This window comes from Streptomyces sp. WMMB303 (assembly GCF_029351045.1).
Taxonomy (GTDB): Bacteria; Actinomycetota; Actinomycetes; order Streptomycetales; family Streptomycetaceae; genus Streptomyces.
In genome coordinates this window covers 3,906,256-3,925,408 of sequence record NZ_JARKIN010000001.1, presented here as the reverse complement: position 1 = coordinate 3,925,408, position 19,153 = coordinate 3,906,256, and the positions used below count along the sequence as shown (strand labels likewise).

13 protein-coding genes are annotated in these 19,153 nt (G+C 71.0%); 6 read left to right on the top strand and 7 right to left on the bottom strand.

Annotated features, from left to right (window positions below; genetic code table 11):
- Positions 1 to 82 precede the first annotated feature (82 nt).
- Entirely contained in the window at positions 83 to 1,006 is a 924-nt protein-coding gene (locus tag P2424_RS17450; protein ID WP_276476670.1) for an oxygenase MpaB family protein, read from the top strand.
- A 78-nt stretch (positions 1,007 to 1,084) separates the two neighbouring features.
- Here P2424_RS17450 and P2424_RS17445 read toward each other — a convergent pair whose 3' ends face one another.
- Entirely contained in the window at positions 1,085 to 1,699 is a 615-nt protein-coding gene (locus P2424_RS17445) for a methyltransferase domain-containing protein (protein WP_276476669.1), read from the bottom strand.
- A 183-nt stretch (positions 1,700 to 1,882) separates the two neighbouring features.
- On the opposite strand from P2424_RS17445, the gene P2424_RS17440 reads away from it, so the two are divergent.
- Positions 1,883 to 2,290, top strand: coding sequence for a roadblock/LC7 domain-containing protein (locus tag P2424_RS17440; protein WP_276476668.1), 408 nt, complete (start codon positions 1,883 to 1,885; stop codon positions 2,288 to 2,290).
- Positions 2,291 to 2,377: 87 nt separating this feature from the next.
- The gene (locus P2424_RS17435) at positions 2,378 to 3,373 is read left to right on the top strand and encodes a DUF6397 family protein (protein ID WP_276476667.1); all 996 of its coding nucleotides are present in this window, start codon (positions 2,378 to 2,380) and stop codon (positions 3,371 to 3,373) included.
- A 57-nt stretch (positions 3,374 to 3,430) separates the two neighbouring features.
- On the opposite strand, the gene tesB is transcribed toward P2424_RS17435, so the two are convergent.
- Positions 3,431 to 4,354, bottom strand: a complete 924-nt coding sequence (gene tesB, locus P2424_RS17430) for an acyl-CoA thioesterase II (protein WP_276476666.1) — start codon at positions 4,352 to 4,354, stop codon at positions 3,431 to 3,433.
- A 52-nt stretch (positions 4,355 to 4,406) separates the two neighbouring features.
- A complete protein-coding gene (locus tag P2424_RS17425) occupies positions 4,407 to 6,935 on the bottom strand; it encodes a DEAD/DEAH box helicase (protein WP_276476665.1) in 2,529 nt (842 codons plus the stop codon).
- A gap of 169 nt (positions 6,936 to 7,104) precedes the next feature.
- Here P2424_RS17425 and P2424_RS17420 point away from each other — a divergent pair, with 169 nt between their 5' ends.
- A complete protein-coding gene (locus tag P2424_RS17420; RefSeq protein WP_276476664.1) occupies positions 7,105 to 7,899 on the top strand; it encodes a metal-dependent hydrolase in 795 nt (264 codons plus the stop codon).
- A 41-nt stretch (positions 7,900 to 7,940) separates the two neighbouring features.
- Here P2424_RS17420 and P2424_RS17415 read toward each other — a convergent pair whose 3' ends face one another.
- Together P2424_RS17415 and P2424_RS17410 are read right to left on the bottom strand one after the other, a co-directional pair.
- Positions 7,941 to 9,782, bottom strand: coding sequence for an ABC transporter ATP-binding protein (locus tag P2424_RS17415; RefSeq protein WP_276476663.1), 1,842 nt, complete (start codon positions 9,780 to 9,782; stop codon positions 7,941 to 7,943).
- On the bottom strand, positions 9,779 to 11,707 hold the full coding sequence (locus P2424_RS17410) for an ABC transporter ATP-binding protein (RefSeq protein WP_276476662.1): 1,929 nt from the start codon (positions 11,705 to 11,707) through the stop codon (positions 9,779 to 9,781). The genes P2424_RS17415 and P2424_RS17410 overlap by 4 nt, the downstream gene beginning before the upstream one ends.
- A 180-nt stretch (positions 11,708 to 11,887) precedes the next feature.
- Here P2424_RS17410 and P2424_RS17405 point away from each other — a divergent pair, with 180 nt between their 5' ends.
- Positions 11,888 to 12,730: a L,D-transpeptidase family protein gene (locus P2424_RS17405; protein ID WP_276476661.1), complete on the top strand. Its 843-nt coding sequence runs from the start codon at positions 11,888 to 11,890 to the stop codon at positions 12,728 to 12,730.
- A gap of 81 nt (positions 12,731 to 12,811) precedes the next feature.
- Here P2424_RS17405 and P2424_RS17400 read toward each other — a convergent pair whose 3' ends face one another.
- The gene (locus tag P2424_RS17400; protein ID WP_276476660.1) at positions 12,812 to 14,218 is read right to left on the bottom strand and encodes a Gfo/Idh/MocA family oxidoreductase; all 1,407 of its coding nucleotides are present in this window, start codon (positions 14,216 to 14,218) and stop codon (positions 12,812 to 12,814) included.
- 325 nt (positions 14,219 to 14,543) lie between these two features.
- Between P2424_RS17400 and P2424_RS17395 the strand changes: the two genes are divergently transcribed.
- On the top strand, positions 14,544 to 15,956 hold the full coding sequence (locus P2424_RS17395; RefSeq protein WP_276476659.1) for an alpha-amylase family protein: 1,413 nt from the start codon (positions 14,544 to 14,546) through the stop codon (positions 15,954 to 15,956).
- A gap of 51 nt (positions 15,957 to 16,007) precedes the next feature.
- On the opposite strand, the gene P2424_RS17390 is transcribed toward P2424_RS17395, so the two are convergent.
- Entirely contained in the window at positions 16,008 to 18,977 is a 2,970-nt protein-coding gene (locus P2424_RS17390) for an FAD-binding and (Fe-S)-binding domain-containing protein (RefSeq protein WP_276476658.1), read from the bottom strand.
- Positions 18,978 to 19,153 lie beyond the last annotated feature (176 nt).

The window sequence follows — 19,153 nt, the reverse complement described above, 5'->3', positions numbered from 1 at the left end:
GCGACAGATGGAACGCGTCCACGAGGGACAGCCGAAACACCTCCGTGACCACGCCAGGATCCGAGGGAGAGGAGCACTCCGCGTGCGCCGCTACGAACGGCTCAGCCACATCCTCCGGCTCGACCCGGAGCAGGACGCGCATGAGATCTACCGCCTGATCGCGGCATACGAGTTCCCGTGGGACTTCACCCGTGCCCTCGAACTCGCCCTGTACCGCACGTACGCAGTGCCGAGCATCGGCAGGCTCCTGGCCGCAACCGCGGAGCTGACCGACCGCTCGCAGAAGCGCTACGACGACACCGCGCTTCTGCTGGACGCCGTCGTCGAGCACGGCTTCGACAGTGCCCAGGGGCGCACCGCGGTGCGCCGGATCAACCAGATGCACCACGCCTACGACATCAGTGACGACGACATGCGCTATGTGCTGTGCACCTTCGTCGTCATGCCCAAGCGCTGGCTCGACGCGTTCGGCTGGCGTCGTCTCACCGGCCACGAACTGCGTGCCGTCAGCACTTACTACCGCACCCTCGGGCGGCGCATGGGCATCAAGGAGATCCCCGGCAGCTATGCGGAGTTCGAGCGCTTCCTCGACCGCTACGAGGCGGAGCACTTCGGCTGGGACGAGGCGGCGCGGAAGGTCTCCGACGCCACCCTGGAGCTGATGGCGTCCTGGTATCCGCGCCCGCTCGCCCCCGTGGTGCGCGGTGCGAGCCTCGCGCTGCTCGACGACGCCTTGCTGCGGGCGTTCCGCTACCCGGAGCCGGGCGCATTCGCCCGGCGGCTGACCCGGGGAGCGCTGCGACTCCGCGGCCGGGGCGTCCGCCTGCTGCCGCCGCGCCGACGGCCGCACTATGCCAGGCAGAATCCGGAGATCCGGGGCTACCCCGGCTACCCGAACGGCTTCCGCATCGCTGACCTGGGGGTCTTTCCCGCCCAAGGCGGCCCGGCCGGCTCGGGTTGCCCCGGGCGGCGGGCGGCGGCCGAGTCCCGCGACCCGCACGCCTGAGCGCGGCACCCCCGGCCCGTTCCATCGGTGCCGCTCCGCCGGGGCGCCGGACCGGTTCGCCCGTTCCGGCACCGGGCCTCATCGGGGCTGTCGCTCCGCCAGCGCCAGGTATCTGTCGTCCTCGTCGGCGAAGGACATCAGCCGCCAGCCGGTGGCATCGAGCAGCGTCCGCAGCCGCGGCTCGGCCCGGATATCGTCCGGCATGAGCTGTCGGCCCCGGCGGGCTGCCAGCGCGGCGCGGCCCACCGGGTGGAAGAGTGCGAGCCGCCCGTGCGGGCGAACGACGCGGGCCAGTTCGCGCAGACCGCGCTGCGGACCGGGGAGGTGGGAGATGAGCCCGGCGCCGAACACCGCGTCCAGGCAATCCCCGCGCAACGGGAGCCGGGCGACGTCGGCGAGGAGCAAGAGGGCGGCGCTGTCCCGGCCTGCCCGCACCACCTCTTCCAGCATCTCCGGGGTGAGGTCGGCGCCCAGTACCGACCCCTCCGGGCCCACCGCGCCGCGCAGCGCGGGCAGCGCCCGTCCGGTACCGCACCCCGCGTCGAGTACGGCGTCGCCCGGACGCAGCCCGATTTCGGCCACGGCCGCGGTGTAGGCGGGTCCGTCGTCGGGGAACCGTGCGTCCCAACGGGCGGCCCGCTCCTCGAAAAATGCCCGGACCGCCTCCCGATCCTCTGCCAGGTCGTGTGCCATCGTCCTAGTCTCCCGCTCCGGAGGCGACTTCGGCAGAGGTGATTCGGGCTCGGTCTGTCGTTACCTCTGTGACAGTTGCGACAGGGGAGTAACTGTGCGCAACAGATAACCACCTCATGGTTGCTGACTGTGCTCTCGTGGGTAAGGGTGGCACGGCAGATGCCGAGGAAAAGGGGGCGCGTCGTGGCACTGAACACGGGACTCGACTGGTTGCTGGACGACCTCACGAAGCGGATCTCATCGGTCCGGCACGCTTTGGTCCTCTCCAACGACGGGCTCGTGACGGGGAGCAGCCACGACCTCGAGCGCGAGGACGCGGAACACCTGGCCGCGGTTTCCTCCGGACTCCACAGCCTGGCCAAGGGGTCCGGGCAGCATTTCAAGGCCGGACGGGTGCGCCAGACCATGATCGAGTTCGACGAGGGCGTGTTCTTCGTGATGGCGGCGGGGGACGGCAGTTGCCTGTGCGTCCTGGCGGAGGCCGAAGCGGACATCGGGCAGGTCGCCTACGAGATGACGCTGCTGGTCAACCGTGTCGGCGAACATCTCGGGCTGGCCGCCCGGAACGGCGACCGACCTGCGCGTCCCTAGGGTTTTCCACAGGCTCGGCGGGATTCTTCGCCCCGGGCTACCGTCGTTGTCACGCAAGGTGAGGGACGAGCGACGGGGGATGACCGTATGCGACACCAGCCCATGGAGCACCGCACGCCGGCTCCACTCCGGGAGACGACCGACGTGGGCCTGCGTACGGCCGCGCGGGAACTGGGGCTGCGCCCCAGGGAGTTCGAGTTGGCGGTCCAGATCGAAGAGGTGCGTACCGTGCCGGGACCGGAGGGTGGGGCGCGCCGGGTGCCCCGGGCGGAAGTGGAGCGGATCAAGGCCTCTTCGGGATTCCCCGGGATGCTGCGCGAGCGGCTGCGCGTGATGGGGGTGCGGGAGGCATCCGCGCTGCTGGACATCAGCCCGTCCCGGTGCGCGCGGCTCGCCAGGGCGGGCTGCTTCGCGCCGGTCAGTTTCTATGTGAACCGATACCGCTCGGTCGTCTGGCTCTATCTCGCCGAAGAGCTCCGGGACTTCGCGGAGAACAATCCTCAACTGCTCACCGGTCACCTCCCCACCGGACTGCGGGCCGGGCTGGAGGCCGGCACCGACCACCGCGCCCGGCGCTGGCGGGGTCGTCGGGTGGGGCAGCTCACCCGGCATGCCGCTGATCACTGGGAGCGGGCCGCGGTGCGGGCGAGTGTGCTGGACGACGCGGTGCTCGCCGAAGCCGTGCCCGACTCGGGTGAACGTGCCAGGCTCAGGGCGCTGCGGCCCGGATTTCTGGAAGTCCGCAGCGCCGCCGAGGCCACTCGGGACGTCCTGGAGGACGTGTGCCTGGCCGAGGGCGCCGAGGAGATTCGCTGGTATCGCTTCCTGCTGGACGCCGACCTGGAGACCGCCAGGGCCGCTGAGGCTCCCGCGGCGTGCGCCACTCGCGGTGCTCGCGAGCCGGGCTCCGGATCTGCGGAGGGCCGCACCGGCCGCCCCTCGGGCGCCGCCCCCGGGGAAGGGCGGCCCCACCCCGGGGTTGCGCGGCCTGTAGCGGGATCGCCCTCGTCTCCCGGCCCGCGGCGCCGGTGGACTCTGCTGCGTCGCCGCAGGCCGAGGCCCTGGGCACGAACAGCCGGTTGAACCGGCCGCGCGGCGGCCCGTCCGACCCGCGTACCGGCGAGGCGCAGAGGTGCTCGCTCAGCGTGCGGGCGTCTCTCCTCGGGCTTCCCCGCTGGAAGAGGTCTCCGGCTCCGGGCTGTGCGGGCGGAACAGGCCCTCCTGCATCACCGAAACGATCAGGTTGCCCTTCCGGTCGAAGATCTGGCCACGTGCCAGACCGCGCGCACCGGTGGCGATGGGGGACTCCTGTTGGTAGAGGAACCATTCGTCGGCCCGGAACGGGCGGTGGAACCACATGGCGTGGTCCAGCGAGGCGGTATCGAAGCTGCGCGGACCCCACAGGGGTTCGATCGGAAGCCGTACCGCGTCCAGCAGGGTCATGTCGCTGGCGTAGGTGAGCGCGCAGGTGTGGACGAGCGGGTCGCCGCCGAGTGAGCCCATCGCCCGCATCCACACCGCGCTGCGCGGCTCGGCCCCCGCCAGTTCCTCGCTGCTCCACCGGAGCCGGTCCACGTAGCGAAGGTCGAAAGCCTGCCGACGCGCCATCCGCTCCAGCGGCTCGGGCAAGGCGCCCAGCTGCTGGCGCACTTCATCGGCGAGGCGCGGCAGGCTCTCGGGATCCGGCACCTCGGGCATCGGCATCTGGTGCTCGAAGCCGGGTTCCCTCACATGGAAGGAGGCGGTGAGATTGAAGATCGTGCGGCCCCGCTGGACGGCGATCACGCGACGAGTGGTGAACGAGCGCCCGTCCCGGACCCGCTCGACCTGGTACACGATCGGCACACCGGGAATCCCCGGTCGCAGGAAGTACGCGTGCAGCGAGTGCACGGGGCGGTCCTCGTCCACCGTGCGGCCCGCCGCCACCAGCGCCTGCCCGGCGACCTGGCCGCCGAAGACCCGCTGGAGGGACTCCCTGGGGCTCCTGCCCCGGAAGATGTTGAGGTCGATCTCTTCCAGGTTCAGCAGGTCGACAAGGCGTTCGGCAGGGTTGGGCCCGGTCATCTCGTGCGTTCCTCTCTCGCGTCCAAGGCGGTCGGCACGCGCGGTGCCGCGCTCACATGGGGCCCACGTCGGTGATCTCGACGACCGCGCGGCCCTCCTCGGCCGAGGCGACGAGGTCCACCTCGGCCGAGATACCCCAGTCATGATCGCCGCGCGGGTCGGCGAACACCTGCCGGACGCGCCACAGCCGGTCCTCCGGCACTTCCTCGATCCGCAGCAGCCGCGGGCCGCGGGCGTCTGGCCCGGTGCCGAGCTCGTCGTACTCCTCCCAGTATCCGTTCATGGCCTCGGCCCACGCGTCCTCGTCCCAGCCCGCGTCCCCGTCGAGGGCGCCCAGTTCGGAGAGCTTGTCCAAAGCGGCCAGCTCGACCCGTCGGAACATCGCATTGCGCACCAGGACGCGGAAGGCACGGGGGTTGGCGGTGACCGGTTTGACCTGGTCGGCCCGTTCCTGGGCCTCCTCAGCCGTCTCGTCCTCGGGGTTGGCGAGCTGCTCCCACTCGTCCAACAGACTGGAGTCGACCTGGCGCACCATCTCGCCGAGCCACTCGATGATGTCCTGGAAATCCTCCGACTTCAGGTCGTCGGGGACGGTGTGCTCCAGAGCCTTGTAGGAGCTCGCCAGATAGCGCAGCACGATGCCCTCGGTTCGAGCGAGCTCGTAGAAGGAGACGAACTCGCTGAACGTCATCGCCCGTTCGTACATGTCCCGGATGACCGACTTGGGGGAGAGGGGGTGGTCCCCGACCCAGGGATGGGATTTGCGGTAGAGGCCGTAGGCGTGGAAGAGCAGCTCTTCGAGGGGCTGCGGATAGGTGATGTCCATCAGCCGTTCCATCCGGTCCTCGTACTCGACTCCGTCGGCCTTCATCTCGGCAACGGCTTCGCCCTTGGCCTTGTTCGTCTGGGCGGCGAGGATCTGGCGCGGGTCGTCCAGCGTCGACTCGACGACCGACACCATGTCCAGTGCGTAGGAGGGCGATTCGGGGTCCAGCAGCTCGAAGGCGGCGAGCGCGAAGGTGGAGAGGGGCTGGTTGAGCGCGAAGTCCTGCTGGAGGTCGACGGTCAGCCGGATCCGCCTTCCTTCGGTGTCCGGCTCCTCCAGTTGCTCGACGATGCCGCCGTCCAGCAGCGAGCGATAGATGGCGATGGCTCGCCTGATGTGCCGCAGCTGGGCTCGGCGGTCCTCGTGGTTGTCCTCCAGCAGCCGCCGCAGCTGCGCGAAGGCGTCACCGGGGCGCGCGATGACCGACAGCAGCATCGCGTGCGTCACCCTGAAGCGGGAGGTCAGCGGCTCCGGATCGGAGGCGATCAGCTTCTCGAAGGTCTGTTGGCCCCAGCTCACGAAACCCTCCGGGGCCTTCTTGCGGACCACCTTCCGGCGCTTCTTCGGATCGTCTCCTGCCTTGGCCAGCGCCTTCTCGTTCTCGATCACGTGCTCGGGCGCCTGCGCGACGACGAAGCCCGAGGTGTCGAAGCCCGCTCGGCCGGCCCGGCCCGCGATCTGGTGGAACTCGCGGGCGCGCAGGGTGCGCACCCTGCTGCCGTCGTACTTGGTGAGCGCGGTGAACAGGACGGTCCGGATGGGCACATTGACGCCGACACCGAGGGTGTCGGTGCCGCAGATGACCTTCAGCAGCCCCGCCTGGGCCAGCCGTTCCACCAGCCGCCGGTACTTCGGCAGCATTCCGGCGTGGTGCACTCCGATCCCGTGCCGCACGTAACGGGAGAGGTTGCGGCCGAAGGCCGTCGTGAAGCGGAAATTGCCGATGACCTTCGCGATCTCGTCCTTCTCCGCGCGGGTCGACATGTTGATGCTCATCAGCGCCTGGGCCCGCTCCACGGCTTGTGCCTGGGTGAAGTGCACGATGTAGACGGGAGCCTGATGCGTCTCCAGCAGTTCGGTCAGTGTCTCCGTGAGACCCGTGGTGCGATATTCGTACGACAGCGGCACCGGGCGGGTCGCGGAGCGCACCACGGCTGTGGAGCGGCCGGTGCGCCGGGTCAGATCCTCCTCGAAACGCGAGACGTCCCCCAGGGTGGCCGACATCAGCACGAACTGCGCCTGCGGCAATTCGAGCAACGGGATCTGCCAGGCCCAGCCCCGGTCCGGCTCCGCGTAGAAGTGGAACTCATCCATCACCACCTGGCCGACATCGGCGTCCGCCCCGTCGCGCAGCGCGATGGACGCCAGCACCTCGGCGGTACAGCAGATGATGGGCGCGTCCGCGTTGACGGACGCGTCCCCCGTGAGCATCCCCACGTTCTCGGTGCCGAAGAGCTTGCACAGGTCGAAGAACTTCTCCGAGACCAGTGCCTTGATCGGCGCGGTGTAGAAGGTCACCTTGTCCTGGGCGAGCGCGGCGAAGTGCGCTCCCGCCGCGACCAGACTCTTGCCGGATCCCGTCGGGGTCGACAGGATCACATTCGACCCCGAGACCACCTCGATCAGTGCCTCCTCCTGGGCGGGATAGAGCGAGATGCCCCGCTCTTCCGCCCATCCGGAGAAGGACTCGAAGAGGGCATCGGGATCGGCGTCGCTCGGCATCTGGTCGATAAGGGTGGCTGTCACGCCCCCCATACTGCCTGCTGCCCGGCACGATCAGGGAACCGGTGGGCTCTCGAAGATCACCTGGCGCTACGCTGTGTCGCCGAACGGGCATCAGCTGCCGACGGCGGCAGCGCGGCCACGGGGTGGGCCCCGCGTCGGCCGCGGCCGACGCGATACGAGGAACAGGGCGGGGATACGCATGATGGGACCGGCGCACTCGCTGTCGGGAGCCGCTGCCTGGCTCGGGGTGGGGGCGGCCGCGGCGCTGCTGGACCATCCGATGCCCTGGACGGTGGTGGTGGTCGGCGCGCTGCTGTGCGCCGGGGCGGCGCTGGCACCCGACCTCGACCAGAAGTCCGCCACCATCTCCCGGGCCTTCGGCCCCCTCTCCCGCCTGCTGTGCGGAGTGGTGGACAAGCTCTCCGCCGCCGTCTACAACGGCACCCGCTCCGGTGGCGAGCGGCGCCGTTCCGGAGGGCACCGCACCCTCACCCACACCTGGCCCTGGGCGCTCCTCATCGGTGCGGGCTTCTCCGCGGCCGCCGCCGTGTGGGGCCGCTGGGCGGTGCTGGTCATCCTCTTCATCCACGTGGTCCTCGCGGTCGAGGGCCTGCTGTGGCGGATGGCGCGGGTCTCCAGCGACGTGCTGGTGTGGCTGTTGGGAGCCGCGTGCGCCTGGATCCTCACCGGTCTGCTGGAGAAGTCCGGCAACGGTGCGGACTGGCTGTTCACCGGAGACGGCCAGGAGTACCTGTGGATGGGGCTGCCGATCGTGCTGGGCGCGATGGTGCACAACATCGGCGACGCTCTGACGATCTCCGGCTGCCCGATACTGTGGCCCATCCCGATAGCGGGCAAGCGGTGGTATCCGCTCGGTACCCCCCGGTTCATGCGCTTCCGGGCCGGAGCCCGGGTCGAGAACGCGGTGCTGATGCCGGCCTTCATGGTGCTGAGCGGGGCCGGGAGCGTGGTGGCCCTGGGGTTCATAGGCTGAGCCCCGCCGCGGCCCCGATACGCGGCGGCCCCTGCCGCGGATCAGCCGTGCCAGGAGCGCCACAGCGCGGCGTAGGGGCCGTCGGCCGACACCAGCGTGTCGTGGCTGCCCAGTTCGCTGATGCGGCCTTCCTCCACGACCGCGATGACATCCGCGTCGTGTGCGGTGTGCAGCCGGTGCGCGATCGCCACCACGGTGCGCCCTTCGAGGACCTGGGCGAGTGAACGCTCCAGATGCCGGGCAGCACGCGGGTCCAGCAGCGACGTCGCCTCGTCGAGGACGAGTGTGTGCGGGTCGGCCAGTACCAGGCGGGCCAGTGCGATCTGCTGGGCCTGCGCCGGGGTGACGGCCAGCCCGCCGGAGCCGACCGCACTGTCCAGCCCGTTCGGCAGCGCTTGGACCCAGTCGCCGGCGTCCACCGCGCCCAGCGCCGCCCACAGCTCGGCATCTTCGGCGTCCTGCCGGGCCAGCAGCAGGTTGTCGCGCACGTTACCCACGAAGACGTGATGTTCCTGGTTGACCAGCACCACATGGCGGCGCACCTCCTCCGCCGGCAGCTCGCTCAACGCGGCCCCACCCAGGGTGATCTCGCCGCGGCGCGGTCCGTAGATCCCGGCCAGCAGCCGTCCCAGTGTCGACTTGCCCGCTCCGGAGGGCCCGACCAGCGCCACCCGGCTGCCGGCGGCCACATCCAGCGTCACCCCGTGCAGGACGTCGACATCGGCCAGGTAGCCGAACCGCACTCCGCCGGCGCGGATGTCCTTGCCGCGGGGCGCGGGGCCCTCCCCGCCCTCCGCCTCGATCTCCCGGACCCCCACCAGCCGGGCGAGGGAGACCTGGGCGATCTGGAGCTCGTCGTACCAGCGCAGAATCAGGCCCACGGGCTCGATCAGCATCTGCGCGAGCAGAGCACCTGTGGTGAGCCGGCCGACGCCGATCCAGCCCTGGAGCACGAAGACGCCGCCCAGCAACAGCACACCGCCCATGATCAGCATGTTGCTGAGGTTGACGGCGGGGAAGAGCACGGTGCGCAACCACAGGGTCCTGCGCTCCCAGGCGGTCCACTCGGCGACCCGGCGCTCGGAGAGCGCCACCCGGCGGGAGCCCAGCCGGTGCGTCTCCACCGTCCTGCCCGCGTCCACCGTCTCGGCCAGCGCCGCGGCGACCGCCGCGTAGCCCGCGGCCTCCGCCCGATAGGCGTGCGGAGCCCGGCGGAAGTACCAGCGGCAGCCCGCCAGCAGTACCGGCAGGGCGAGCAGCACCGTCAGGGCCAGCGGCGGTGCCGTGACGCACAGCGCCCCCACCAGCAGCGCCGCCCAGACCAGGCCGATCGCCAGTTGGGGCACCGCCTTGCGCATGGCGTCGGCCAGCCGGTCGATGTCGGTGGTGATCCGGGAGAGCAGGTCGCCGGTCCCGGCCCGCTCCAGCACGCCCGGTGGCAGTCCGACCGCACGCACGAGGAAGTCCTCGCGCAGGTCCGCCAGCATCTCCTCGCCGAGCATCGCACCTCGCACCCGCACCTGCTGGGTGAAGACCGTCTGCACCAGCAGCGCGAGGGCGAACAGGGCGGTGGCCCGGCCCAGTTGAAGGTCCTCCCGTCCGGCTGCGAGCCCGTCCACGATTCCGCCCAGCAGCCAGGGCCCCACGGTCGAGGCGAGGACGGCGCCGCTGTTCACGCCGACGAGCAGTGCGAAGGCCCGCCGGTGCCGGCGCAGCAGTTCCCGTACATAGCTGCGGACCGTCGCGGAGGAGCCGACGGGAAGGATCGTGACGTCTTCGGGGGCCGACGGGTCGTAGCCGGGCTCGGGTACGCCGAACCGGGGACCGCGGCGTGCCTCACCCGCTGTCCGGTCGTCCGTCACCGGGTGGCTCTGCGGGCTCATGCGGGTCCGACTCCCTCGGTCTGCGCGTGCTCGGCCCGCGGCCCGGCCGGCCGCAGGGCGTCGGGCTGTGGTGCCCGGGTGACGACGGTCCGGTACGCGTCCTCGGAGCTGAGGAGTTCCCGGTGCGTGCCGACGGCCGCAGCCCTGGCCCCGTGCACGAAGACCACCCGGTCGGCGGTCTCGAGCAGCAGGGGACTGGAGGTGAGGACCACCGTCGTCCGGCCCGATCTGAGCGTGGTCAGTTCCCGGGCGATGCGCGCCTCGGTGTGCGAGTCCACGGCCGAGGTCGGCTCGTCCAGCACCAGTACCCGCGGATCGGTCAGGAGCGACCGTGCCAGCGCGAGCCGCTGCCGCTGCCCTCCGGAGAGCGAGCGTCCCCGCTCGGTGATCCTGGCCCGCATCGGATCGTCCGCCGCGTCCGGGTTGCCCTGCACCAGCGCGGTGAGGACGTCGGCGCACTGGGCGGCCTTCAGTGCCCGGCCGGCTTCCACCGTGCCGGATGAGGGCACGTCCAGCAGATCGGCAAGTGTGCCGGACAGCAGCACCGGGTCCTTGTCCTGCACCAGCACAGCGGCCCGGGCCTGTATCAGCGGCATGGCGTCCAGCGGTGTGCCGTCCAGAAGTACCGAGGCCTCTTCTCTCCTGCGTTCTTGGGCCTGTTCCCGGTCGGCTCGCTCCCCGGCCGCGGACTGCGGCGGCGCATTCCCCGCTCCGGCGGCGGAGGCCGGGTGCCCGCCCAGCCGTTCGGCGAGGTGCCCTGCCGTGTCCGGATCGCCGCAGACCACGGCGGTCAGCAGACCCCCCGGGGCGTGCAGACCCGTGGCCGGGTCGTACAACCCCTCCCGCACGTCGGCAGAGCCGGCGCGGGCGGGCCGCTCCTGTAGGTCCGACCGGATGGGGGATGCGGTCGCCGGGTGCTGTTCCTCGCCGGGCCGGCGCAGTCCCAGTACCCGTGCCGCGCGGGCCGCGGAGGGGCGCGAGAAGGAGTACGACATGGCGAACTCGCCGAAGAGTTGGAGCGGTACCAGCAGGAAGCTGATCGCGCCGTAGACCATCACCAGTTCGCCCACGGCGATGTGCCCGTGCAGCGCCAGTCGGGTGCCGTACCAGACCACGGCCACCAGCAGCAGTCCGGGCAGTGCGACCTGGATCGCCTCGATGAACGACCACATGCGGGCCGTGCGCACGGCCGCGTGCCGCACCTGCTGCGAGGCTTGCCGGTAGCGGGTGAGGAAGAGCTCCTCACCACCGATGCCGCGCAGTACCCGCAGCCCGGCCACCGTGTCGGCGGCCAGTTCGGTGGCCCGCCCGGCGCGCTCCCGCTGCGTGTCGGCGCGCCGGGTGGCTCGTGGCAGCAGCGGCAGCACGGTCAGCGCCAGTGCGAGCATCCCGGCGCAGGCCAGCAGACCCAGCTGCGGCTGATAGACCACCAGCGCGACACAGACGCTCAGTGTCGTCAGCAGGGCGGCGCTGAAGCGTGAGACCGCCTCGACGCACCATCCGATGCGTTCGATGTCACCCGTGGAGACGGCGACGATCTCGCCGGCGGCGACTCTGCGGGTGAGGGTCGCGCCCAAAGCCGCCGTGCGGCGTGCCAGAAGCTGCTGGATGCGTGCGGCAGCGGTGATCCAGTTGGTGACGGCGGCCCTGTGCAGCAGGGTGTCCCCGGTCGTCACGGTGATCGTGACGGCGGCCATCGCCAGCGCGGCCAGCGCCAGGTCGCCGCCCGAGCGGTTCACCACCGCGGTCACGGCCAGCCCGGCGACGGCGGGGAAGGAGGCGATCGAGGCGAGGTGCACGACTCCCCAGCCCAGCGCCTTGCACTGGCCGCCCAACTGCATGCGTCCCAGCCACAGGAGCAGCCGGAAGCCCGAACGGACATCGGGTTCGCCGGGGTCGTCGTAGGGAAGGTCGCGGATCTGCATGACGCGTTCCAAGGGGCTCGGGAACCGCACGGACGGGACGGCGGGGGAACGGCGGAAGGGGTATGCGGGCAGGCGGTACGGATCCCGCGGGCGTGCGCCGATCCCACCGGGTCGCTGCCGCGTCTGCAACGGGATTTCCCGGACGGCGGCGTATTTCCGGCCAATGCGAGGATGGAGGGCATGGGCATGCGTGGGGCACGACGTACAGGTGACGGAACCGTCCGGCCGGAGGCCGCCCAGGACCTCTCCCGGGGTGCGCCGATCGGCGGGGCCCGCGGCCGGGGCGCGGTCGGTGGGGCGGTGGCGGCCGCCGCGGCGGGCACCGCGCTGGCCGTACTGCTCTCCGGATGCGGGGGCGGTGCCGGGGACGAAGGTGGTTCGGGCGGCCCGAAGCGGACGAAGGCGCCTGAGCACTCGGCGGAGGCCGAACTGGCCGAGAACCCCACCCGTATCCCCCGGGTGGGTGACCGGCTGCAGTCGAGGATCCCCGATGACACGAGCCAGGTCGTGGCCGTCGAGGGCAAGGGCGAGGACGCGGCGGAGGCCACGGTGCGGCTCTACACACGGCATGGCAAAAAGTGGCGCGAGGAGCACCGTTGGGCCGGCCACAACGGCAAGAAGGGCTGGACGACAGACCACCACGAGGGTGACAAACGCAGCCCCGTCGGCGTCTTCACGCTTTCGGACGCGGGAGGCGTACTGCCGGAGAGCGAGGCCGAACTGCCCTACACGCACTCGTCGGCGTTCACCCCGCCCTCGTACTGGCCGAAGAAGACCCGGCACGATTTCGACCATGTGATCGCGATCGACTACAACCGTGTCACCGGCACCTCCCCCCTCGACCCGACCCGCCCGCAGGGCAAGGCCAAGGGGGGGAGTATCTGGCTGCACATGGATCACGGCAGCGGGACGTCGGGGTGTGTGAGCCTGTCCAAGTCCGGCATGCGGACGCTGCTGCGCACGCTGGACCCGGACAAGCATCCCGTGGTGGTGATGGGGGACCGGGCGACGCTCGGGAGGTGAAACGGCAGGCCGGGCGCGCTGCGCGGGTCTGCCCGGCCCGTCCGGTTCAGGCGCCGAGCCGGTGTCTTCGCGTGCCCCCGCTCAGGTCTCCGGCTTCTCCGAATCGACCCCCGGCCGCTTCTTCTTCCAGTGCCCGCGGGTGAAGTCGGGGATCTCCTGCGGCGTGCCTTCGGCCTTGATGGAGGCGTGGCTGAGCGGCACGGGTGACGTCCAGGTCGCGGCGTCGTAGACGTCGAAGTCGGGCACCAGCCCCAGCCGCATGCACTGCGTCAGCCGGAACAGCATGATGTAGTCCATGCCGCCGTGCCCGCCGGGCGGATCGGCGTGCTCCTTCCACAGCCAGTGGTCGTGCTCCTTGTACTGTCCGAAGTCGCCCCACTGGTCACCTGACATGTCCGGTTCCAGATAGATGCGCGGTGGGTAGTCCTCGAAGACTCCCATGGTGCCGCCGAGAGTGTTGATCCGGGAGTAGGGGTGCGGGTTGGAGACGTCATGCTCCAGTCGGATGACCCGGCCCTTGGCCGTCTGTACGAGGCTGATCGACATGTCGCTCTCGATGTACGTCTCCTTCCAGCTCTCGTGGCCGGGCGGCATGTGCTCCTCGCGGTAGGCGGCCAGGCCCAGTGAGGGGGAGCCGAAGGTCGCGATGCGGACGGCCCGGTCGCCGCGGTTGATGTCCATGTAGTTGGCCGCGGGGCCGAAACCGTGGTTCGGGTACAGGTCTCCCCGCAGTCGTGTGTGCCATTTGCGGCGCCAGGGTCCTTCGTAGTAGTCGGGGTCGAACATCAGTCCGCGCAGGTCGTGCAGGTAGGCGCCGGCGCTGTGCAGGAGGTCGCCGAACAGCCCCTTGTGCGCCATCCGCAGCACCCGCATCTCGTTCCGGCCGTAGACGCAGTTCTCCAACTGCATGCAGTGCCTGCGGGTCCGCTCCGAGAGGTCGACCAGTTCCCACAACTGTCCCAGTTCCAGAGCGATGGGGCATTCGACGCCGACGTGCTTGCCGCCCGTCAGCGCGGCCTTGGCCATCTCGAAGTGCCAGTCCCACGGGGTGGCGACGTAGACGAAGTCGAGGTCGCCGCGCCTGCACAGTTTCTCGAAGTCGTGGTCCCCCTTGGTGTAGAGGGCGGGAGCGGGCTGTCCGGCATCGGTGACCTTCTTCGCCGCGCGTTCGGTCTTCTCCCGCACCGGGTCGCACAGAGCGACCACCTGCACTCCCTCCAGCGCCAGGAACAGGTCGATCATGCTCCCGCCGCGCCGGCCCAGGCCGACCAGGCCGACCCGGATGGTGCTGCGCTGCTCGAACGGTACGCCGATCATGGTGCGGCCGCGGCGTGGCGGTGCCGCGGTGCTCGCGCTCTGTCGGGCGGCGGAGGCGTCCCCCTGCGCCGCCTCCGCCGGGGTGCCCAGCGCGCCGATGCCGAGTCCGGCACCCGCGGCACCGGCGGTGCGCAGTGCCGAACGCCGGCTGAATCCCTGGTCGTCACTCATCGGGTCTCCCGCAGCTCTCTGCAACTCGGATGCGTGATCTCGATTCAGGACCCTGCTGGTGGAGACCACCGGGCCGCAAGAGGACGTACGTGGACTCTCGTCGTCCGTGGATGGACTTCCGTTTCCGCAAATTCTTGCAGCAATGAACCGGAAAATCTTGCAGGATCTCTTGACGGCGCCGCCGGGCACCGGCAGGCTCCCCGCCGTACCACCCGTGAACGGGCCCTCCGCAACTGCCCGTTCACATCCCCCCACGGTGGGCCGGACACGCTGGCTGCTGCCTTCCCGGGCCCCTACCGCGCCCGCAGACCGAAGGAGCCGCACGATGAGGAAACGACTGCTCAGCGCCGGTACGGCGGGAGTACTGGTGGCCAGTGCCCTGCTGGCGGCGACTCCCTGGCAGGCCCAAGCATCCCGCTCGGCATCCGCCGTATCGGCACGGCCCGCTGCCGACGCGGTCACGGCGCCCGGTGAACGGACCGTCACCGCGACGCTGTTCGAGCGCCCTTTCACCGCCGTCGCCCGGGAGTGCACCGACACCCTGGGCCCTGCAGGGTACGGCTATGTCGAGGTCTCACCCGCCACCGAACACATCCAGGGCGACCAATGGTGGACGTCGTACCAGCCGGTCAGCTACCGGATCGCCGGACGGCTCGGCGACCGGGAGGACTTCGCGCGCATGGTCGACACCTGCGCGGCGGCGGGCGTGCGGGTCATCGCCGACGCGGTCGTCAACCACATGACCTCCGGGGCGGGCACCGGCACCGGCGGAACCGTGTACAGCAAGTACGACTACCCCGGGACCTACCAGGACGCCGATTTCCACACCTGCCGCCACGACATCTCGGATTACACCGACCGCGACGATGTGCAGAACTGCGAACTCGTGGGACTGGCCGACCTGGACACCGGCAGCGAGAAGGTGCGGGCCGCTCTCGCCGGGTATCTCGACGATCTGCGCTCCCTCGGCGTGGCCGGGTTCCGCATCGACGCCGCCAAGCACATGGCCGCCGCCGATCTGGCGGCCGTCAAGGCGAAGCTGACCCAGCCGCCCGGCTACTGGGTCAGTGAGGTCATCCACGGTGCCGGTGAGGCGGTGCAGCCCGAGGAGTACACGGGGGTCGGCGACGTGGACGAGTTCCGCTACGGCCGCCGCCTCAAGAGCGCCTTCCAGGGCGGCGACCTCGGATCCCTGTGGAGCGTCGGTGACGGCATGCTGGAGAGCGGGGCGGCACGCACGTTCGTCGACAACTGGGACACCGAACGCAACGGCTCCACGCTCAGCTACCGGGACGGTGCCACCCACACCCTCGCCAATGTCTTCGAGCTGGCCCACCCCTACGGTTCCCCGAACATCTTCTCGGGTTACACGTTCACCGACCGCGATGCCGGACCGCCCACCGGGGAGAGCGGGTGGACGGACCTCCACGCCGAACCCGAGATCACCGGCATGGTCGGCTTCCGGAACGCGGTCGGTACGGCGGAGCTGACGCACTGGTGGTCCGAGGGGCAGGCACTCGCCTTCGGGCGCGGTGACCGGGGATTCGTCGCACTCAACAACGGCGACGCCGAGCTGAGCAGGACGTTCCAGACCTCCCTTCCCGCCGGAACGTACTGCGATGTCGCCGTCGCCCAGGGCGGCTGCGCTCAGCAGGTCACGGTCGCCGCCGACGGCAGCGCCCGGCTGACGGTCCCGGCCCACCAGTCCGTGGCCTTCCATGTGGAGGCGACCGGCTGAGGCGCGGGACGAACGGGGCGGGCCGCCTTCCAGCGGCCCGCCCGCACCGCCTCACCGGGGCCGGGTCGCCAGCTCCAACTCCTGCAGGACCGAGTGGTAGCCCCGGTTGCCGGTAGCGTGGTCGAGGCCGATCTCGCAGGTGCGGTTGGCCGACAGGTAGGTGTCGTAGGAGCGGAGGTTCACCTCCGCGGCCTCCCGGGCCGTCGCCGAGGCGGTCAGCTCCTCGTGCAGCAGGCCGCGATCACCCGCGAAGGCGCAGCATCCCGCGTCGAGCGGTACCACGACCTCCTCGGCGCACGCCTCGGCCACCTCGCGCAACTCCGCCTCGTCGCCCAGGTGCCGCATGGAGCAGGTGGGATGGAGCACAGCCGAGGAGACCTTCCGCTCCACAGTGAGCCGCGGCAGCAGTTCGCGGGCGGCCCACACGAGGGAGTCGAGCACCGTCAGCCTCGCGTGCAGCTTGCGATTGGCCGGTGTCAGGTACGGGACGACCTCTTCCGTCAGTCCCAGAGTGCAGGACGACGCGTCGACGACGAGCGGGAGTTCGCCCCCGTCGGTCCACCGCCAGGCAGCCTCCACCATGCGGTTGGCCATCAGGGTGTTGCCCGCCTCGTAGCCCTTGGAGTGCCAGATCGTCGCGCAGCAGGTCCCGGTGACGTCCTCCGGTACCCACACCGGGCGACCCGCGCGGGCCGACACGGTGACCAGGGCTTCCGGCAGCGACAGCCCGCGGTGGCCGTCCGGGTCGCCGAAGATGCGGTTCACACACGCCGGAAAATAGACCGCAGCGGCCTCCTGCCGGTCCGTCGCCGGGAGCCGTTTGGCAGCGGCCGCCGGGATCTCCGGCAGCCACTGCGGCACCAGATCGGGGCGGACCGCCCGGCGGGCGGCACCGGTCGCGGCACCGAGCAACCGGTCGCCCAGGTCTCCTCCCCGCCCGCGCACCCGGCTGCGGATCCGGTCTCCGGCGGCCACCGCGAGCCGGGCCGCGCGCTCCACCTGTGCGAAGTGCCGCGCGGTGCGCTCCGCGGCGCGCTCCTCCCGTGGCGAGTGGCGGGCGTGCCGAAGGGTCTTCATCAGTGCCCCGGTGTCGATGCCGACCGGGCAGTCCAGCTTGCATGTGGAGTCGCCCGCACAGGTGTCCACGGCGTCGTAACCGTAGTCGGCCAGCAGGTTCTCGCCGACGAGCGAGCCGGGGGCCTGCCGCGTCATCTCGCGGCGCAGCACGATCCGCTGCCGCGGCGTGGTGGTCAGGTCCTCGCTCGGGCAGGTCGGTTCGCAGAAGCCGCACTCGATGCAGGGGTCGGCGGCCGCCTCCACCCCGGGGATCGACTTGAGGCCCCGCAGATGTGCCTGCGGGTCGCGGTCCAGCAGCACACCGGGCGCCAGCACCCCGCTCGGGTCCAGCAGCCGCTTCACCCGCCACATCAGCTCGGTCGCCGTGCTGCCCCACTCCAGTTCCAGGAAGGGGGCGATATTGCGGCCGGTGGCGTGCTCGGCCTTCAGAGAGCCGTCGAAGCGCTCCACGGTCATCCGGCAGAACGCGTCCATGAAGGCCGCGTAGCGTTCCACGTCGTCCGGCGCCGCCGCGTCGAAGGCCAGCAGGAAGTGCAGATTGCCGTGTGCGGCGTGCCCCGCGACCGCCGCGTCGAATCCGTGCTGCTCCTGCAGTTCCAGCAGCGCCTCGCAGGCTTCGGCCAGCCTGGAGGGCGGTACCGCGAAGTCCTCGGTGATCAGCGTGGTGCCCGCGGGGCGCGAGCCGCCGACCGCGGTGACGAACGCCTTGCGCGCCTTCCAGTAGGAGGCGATCGTGGCCGGGTCGCGGGTCAGTTCGTTGGTCACTGAGGTGACCGGTGCGACCAGCTCCAGTTCGGCCAGCACCGCGCGCGCCGCTTCCTCGTGCTCCTCGCGCACGGCGTCGTCGGGGGAGCGGAACTCCACCAGCAGAGCCGTGGTCTCCTTGGGCAGGTCCGCCCAGTCCTGCGGCACGCCGGAGACGCTGACCGAGGCGCGCAGCGTGTTTCCGTCCATCAGCTCCACGGACAGGGCGCCGGCCTCGTTGAAGCGGGGCACGGCTGCGGCCGCCGTGGACAGTGACGGGAAGAAGAACAGTCCGGTCGAGGTGCGCCTGTGCAGGGGCAGGGTGTCGAAGACGAACTCGGCGAGGAAGCCGAGCGTGCCCTGGGAGCCCACCATCAGCCCCCGCAGGATCTCCACCGGGGTGCTGCCGTCGAGGAAGGCGTCGAGCCGGTATCCGTTGGTGTTCTTCAGCTCGTACTTCGCCCGGATCCGGGCCACCAGCGCGGTGTCCGACTCGATCTCCGCCTTGAGCGCCAGCAGCCCGGCGCACAGTGCCGGCTCGGCCTGTGCCAGCTTCTCCTCCGCCGCCGGGTCCGCCGTGTCCACGACTGTGCCACTGGGCAGGACGCAGGTGAGCGAGGCGACCGTGCGGTAGGAGTTGCGCGTGGTTCCGGCGGTCATCCCGGAGGCGTTGTTGGCCACCACTCCGCCCACGGTGCAGGCGATGGCGCTGGCCGGGTCGGGGCCGATCAGCCGCCCGTGCCGCGCCAGCGCGGCGTTCGTGCGGAAGACGGTGGTACCCGGCCGGATCCGGGCCTGCGCGCCGTCGGCCAGCACCTCGACACCCGCCCAGTGCCGACGGACGTCGATCAGGATGTCCTCGCCCTGGGCCTGCCCGTTCAGCGAGGTCCCCGCGGCGCGGAAGACGGCGTCCCGGGCGTTCTGCCGCGCGTACGCGAGCACGGCAGAGACATCGGCCACGTCCTCGGCCAGGACGACCACCCGCGGCACGAAGCGGTAGGGGCTCGCGTCAGAGGCATAGCGCACCAGGTCCGAGACCTTGCTGAGCACCTTCTCCGGTCCCAGCAGCCGCTCCAGGTCGCCGCGCAGCGGCTGAGGCGTTCCGTGTGCCAGCGTCTCGGGGACCCGGTCGGCGGCGGGGGAGTGGCCGGTGCCGGTCCGCGGGCGCAGCGCTCCGGCCTCGGGTTCGAGCAGCGGCATGGCATCTCCTGGGCGCACAGGGGTCGGGCGGGAGTGCGGGCTTGTGTGTGGCACATGCTAGTTCCGCCGGCCCACCGGATCCGTGCGGGTCGTTCCCGCCGGGTAACGGTCGCCGGTGGGTCCGTTCCGCGGCGATCCGGTGCGCGCAGCCGGCGCCGGAGGGCCTGCGTCACCGT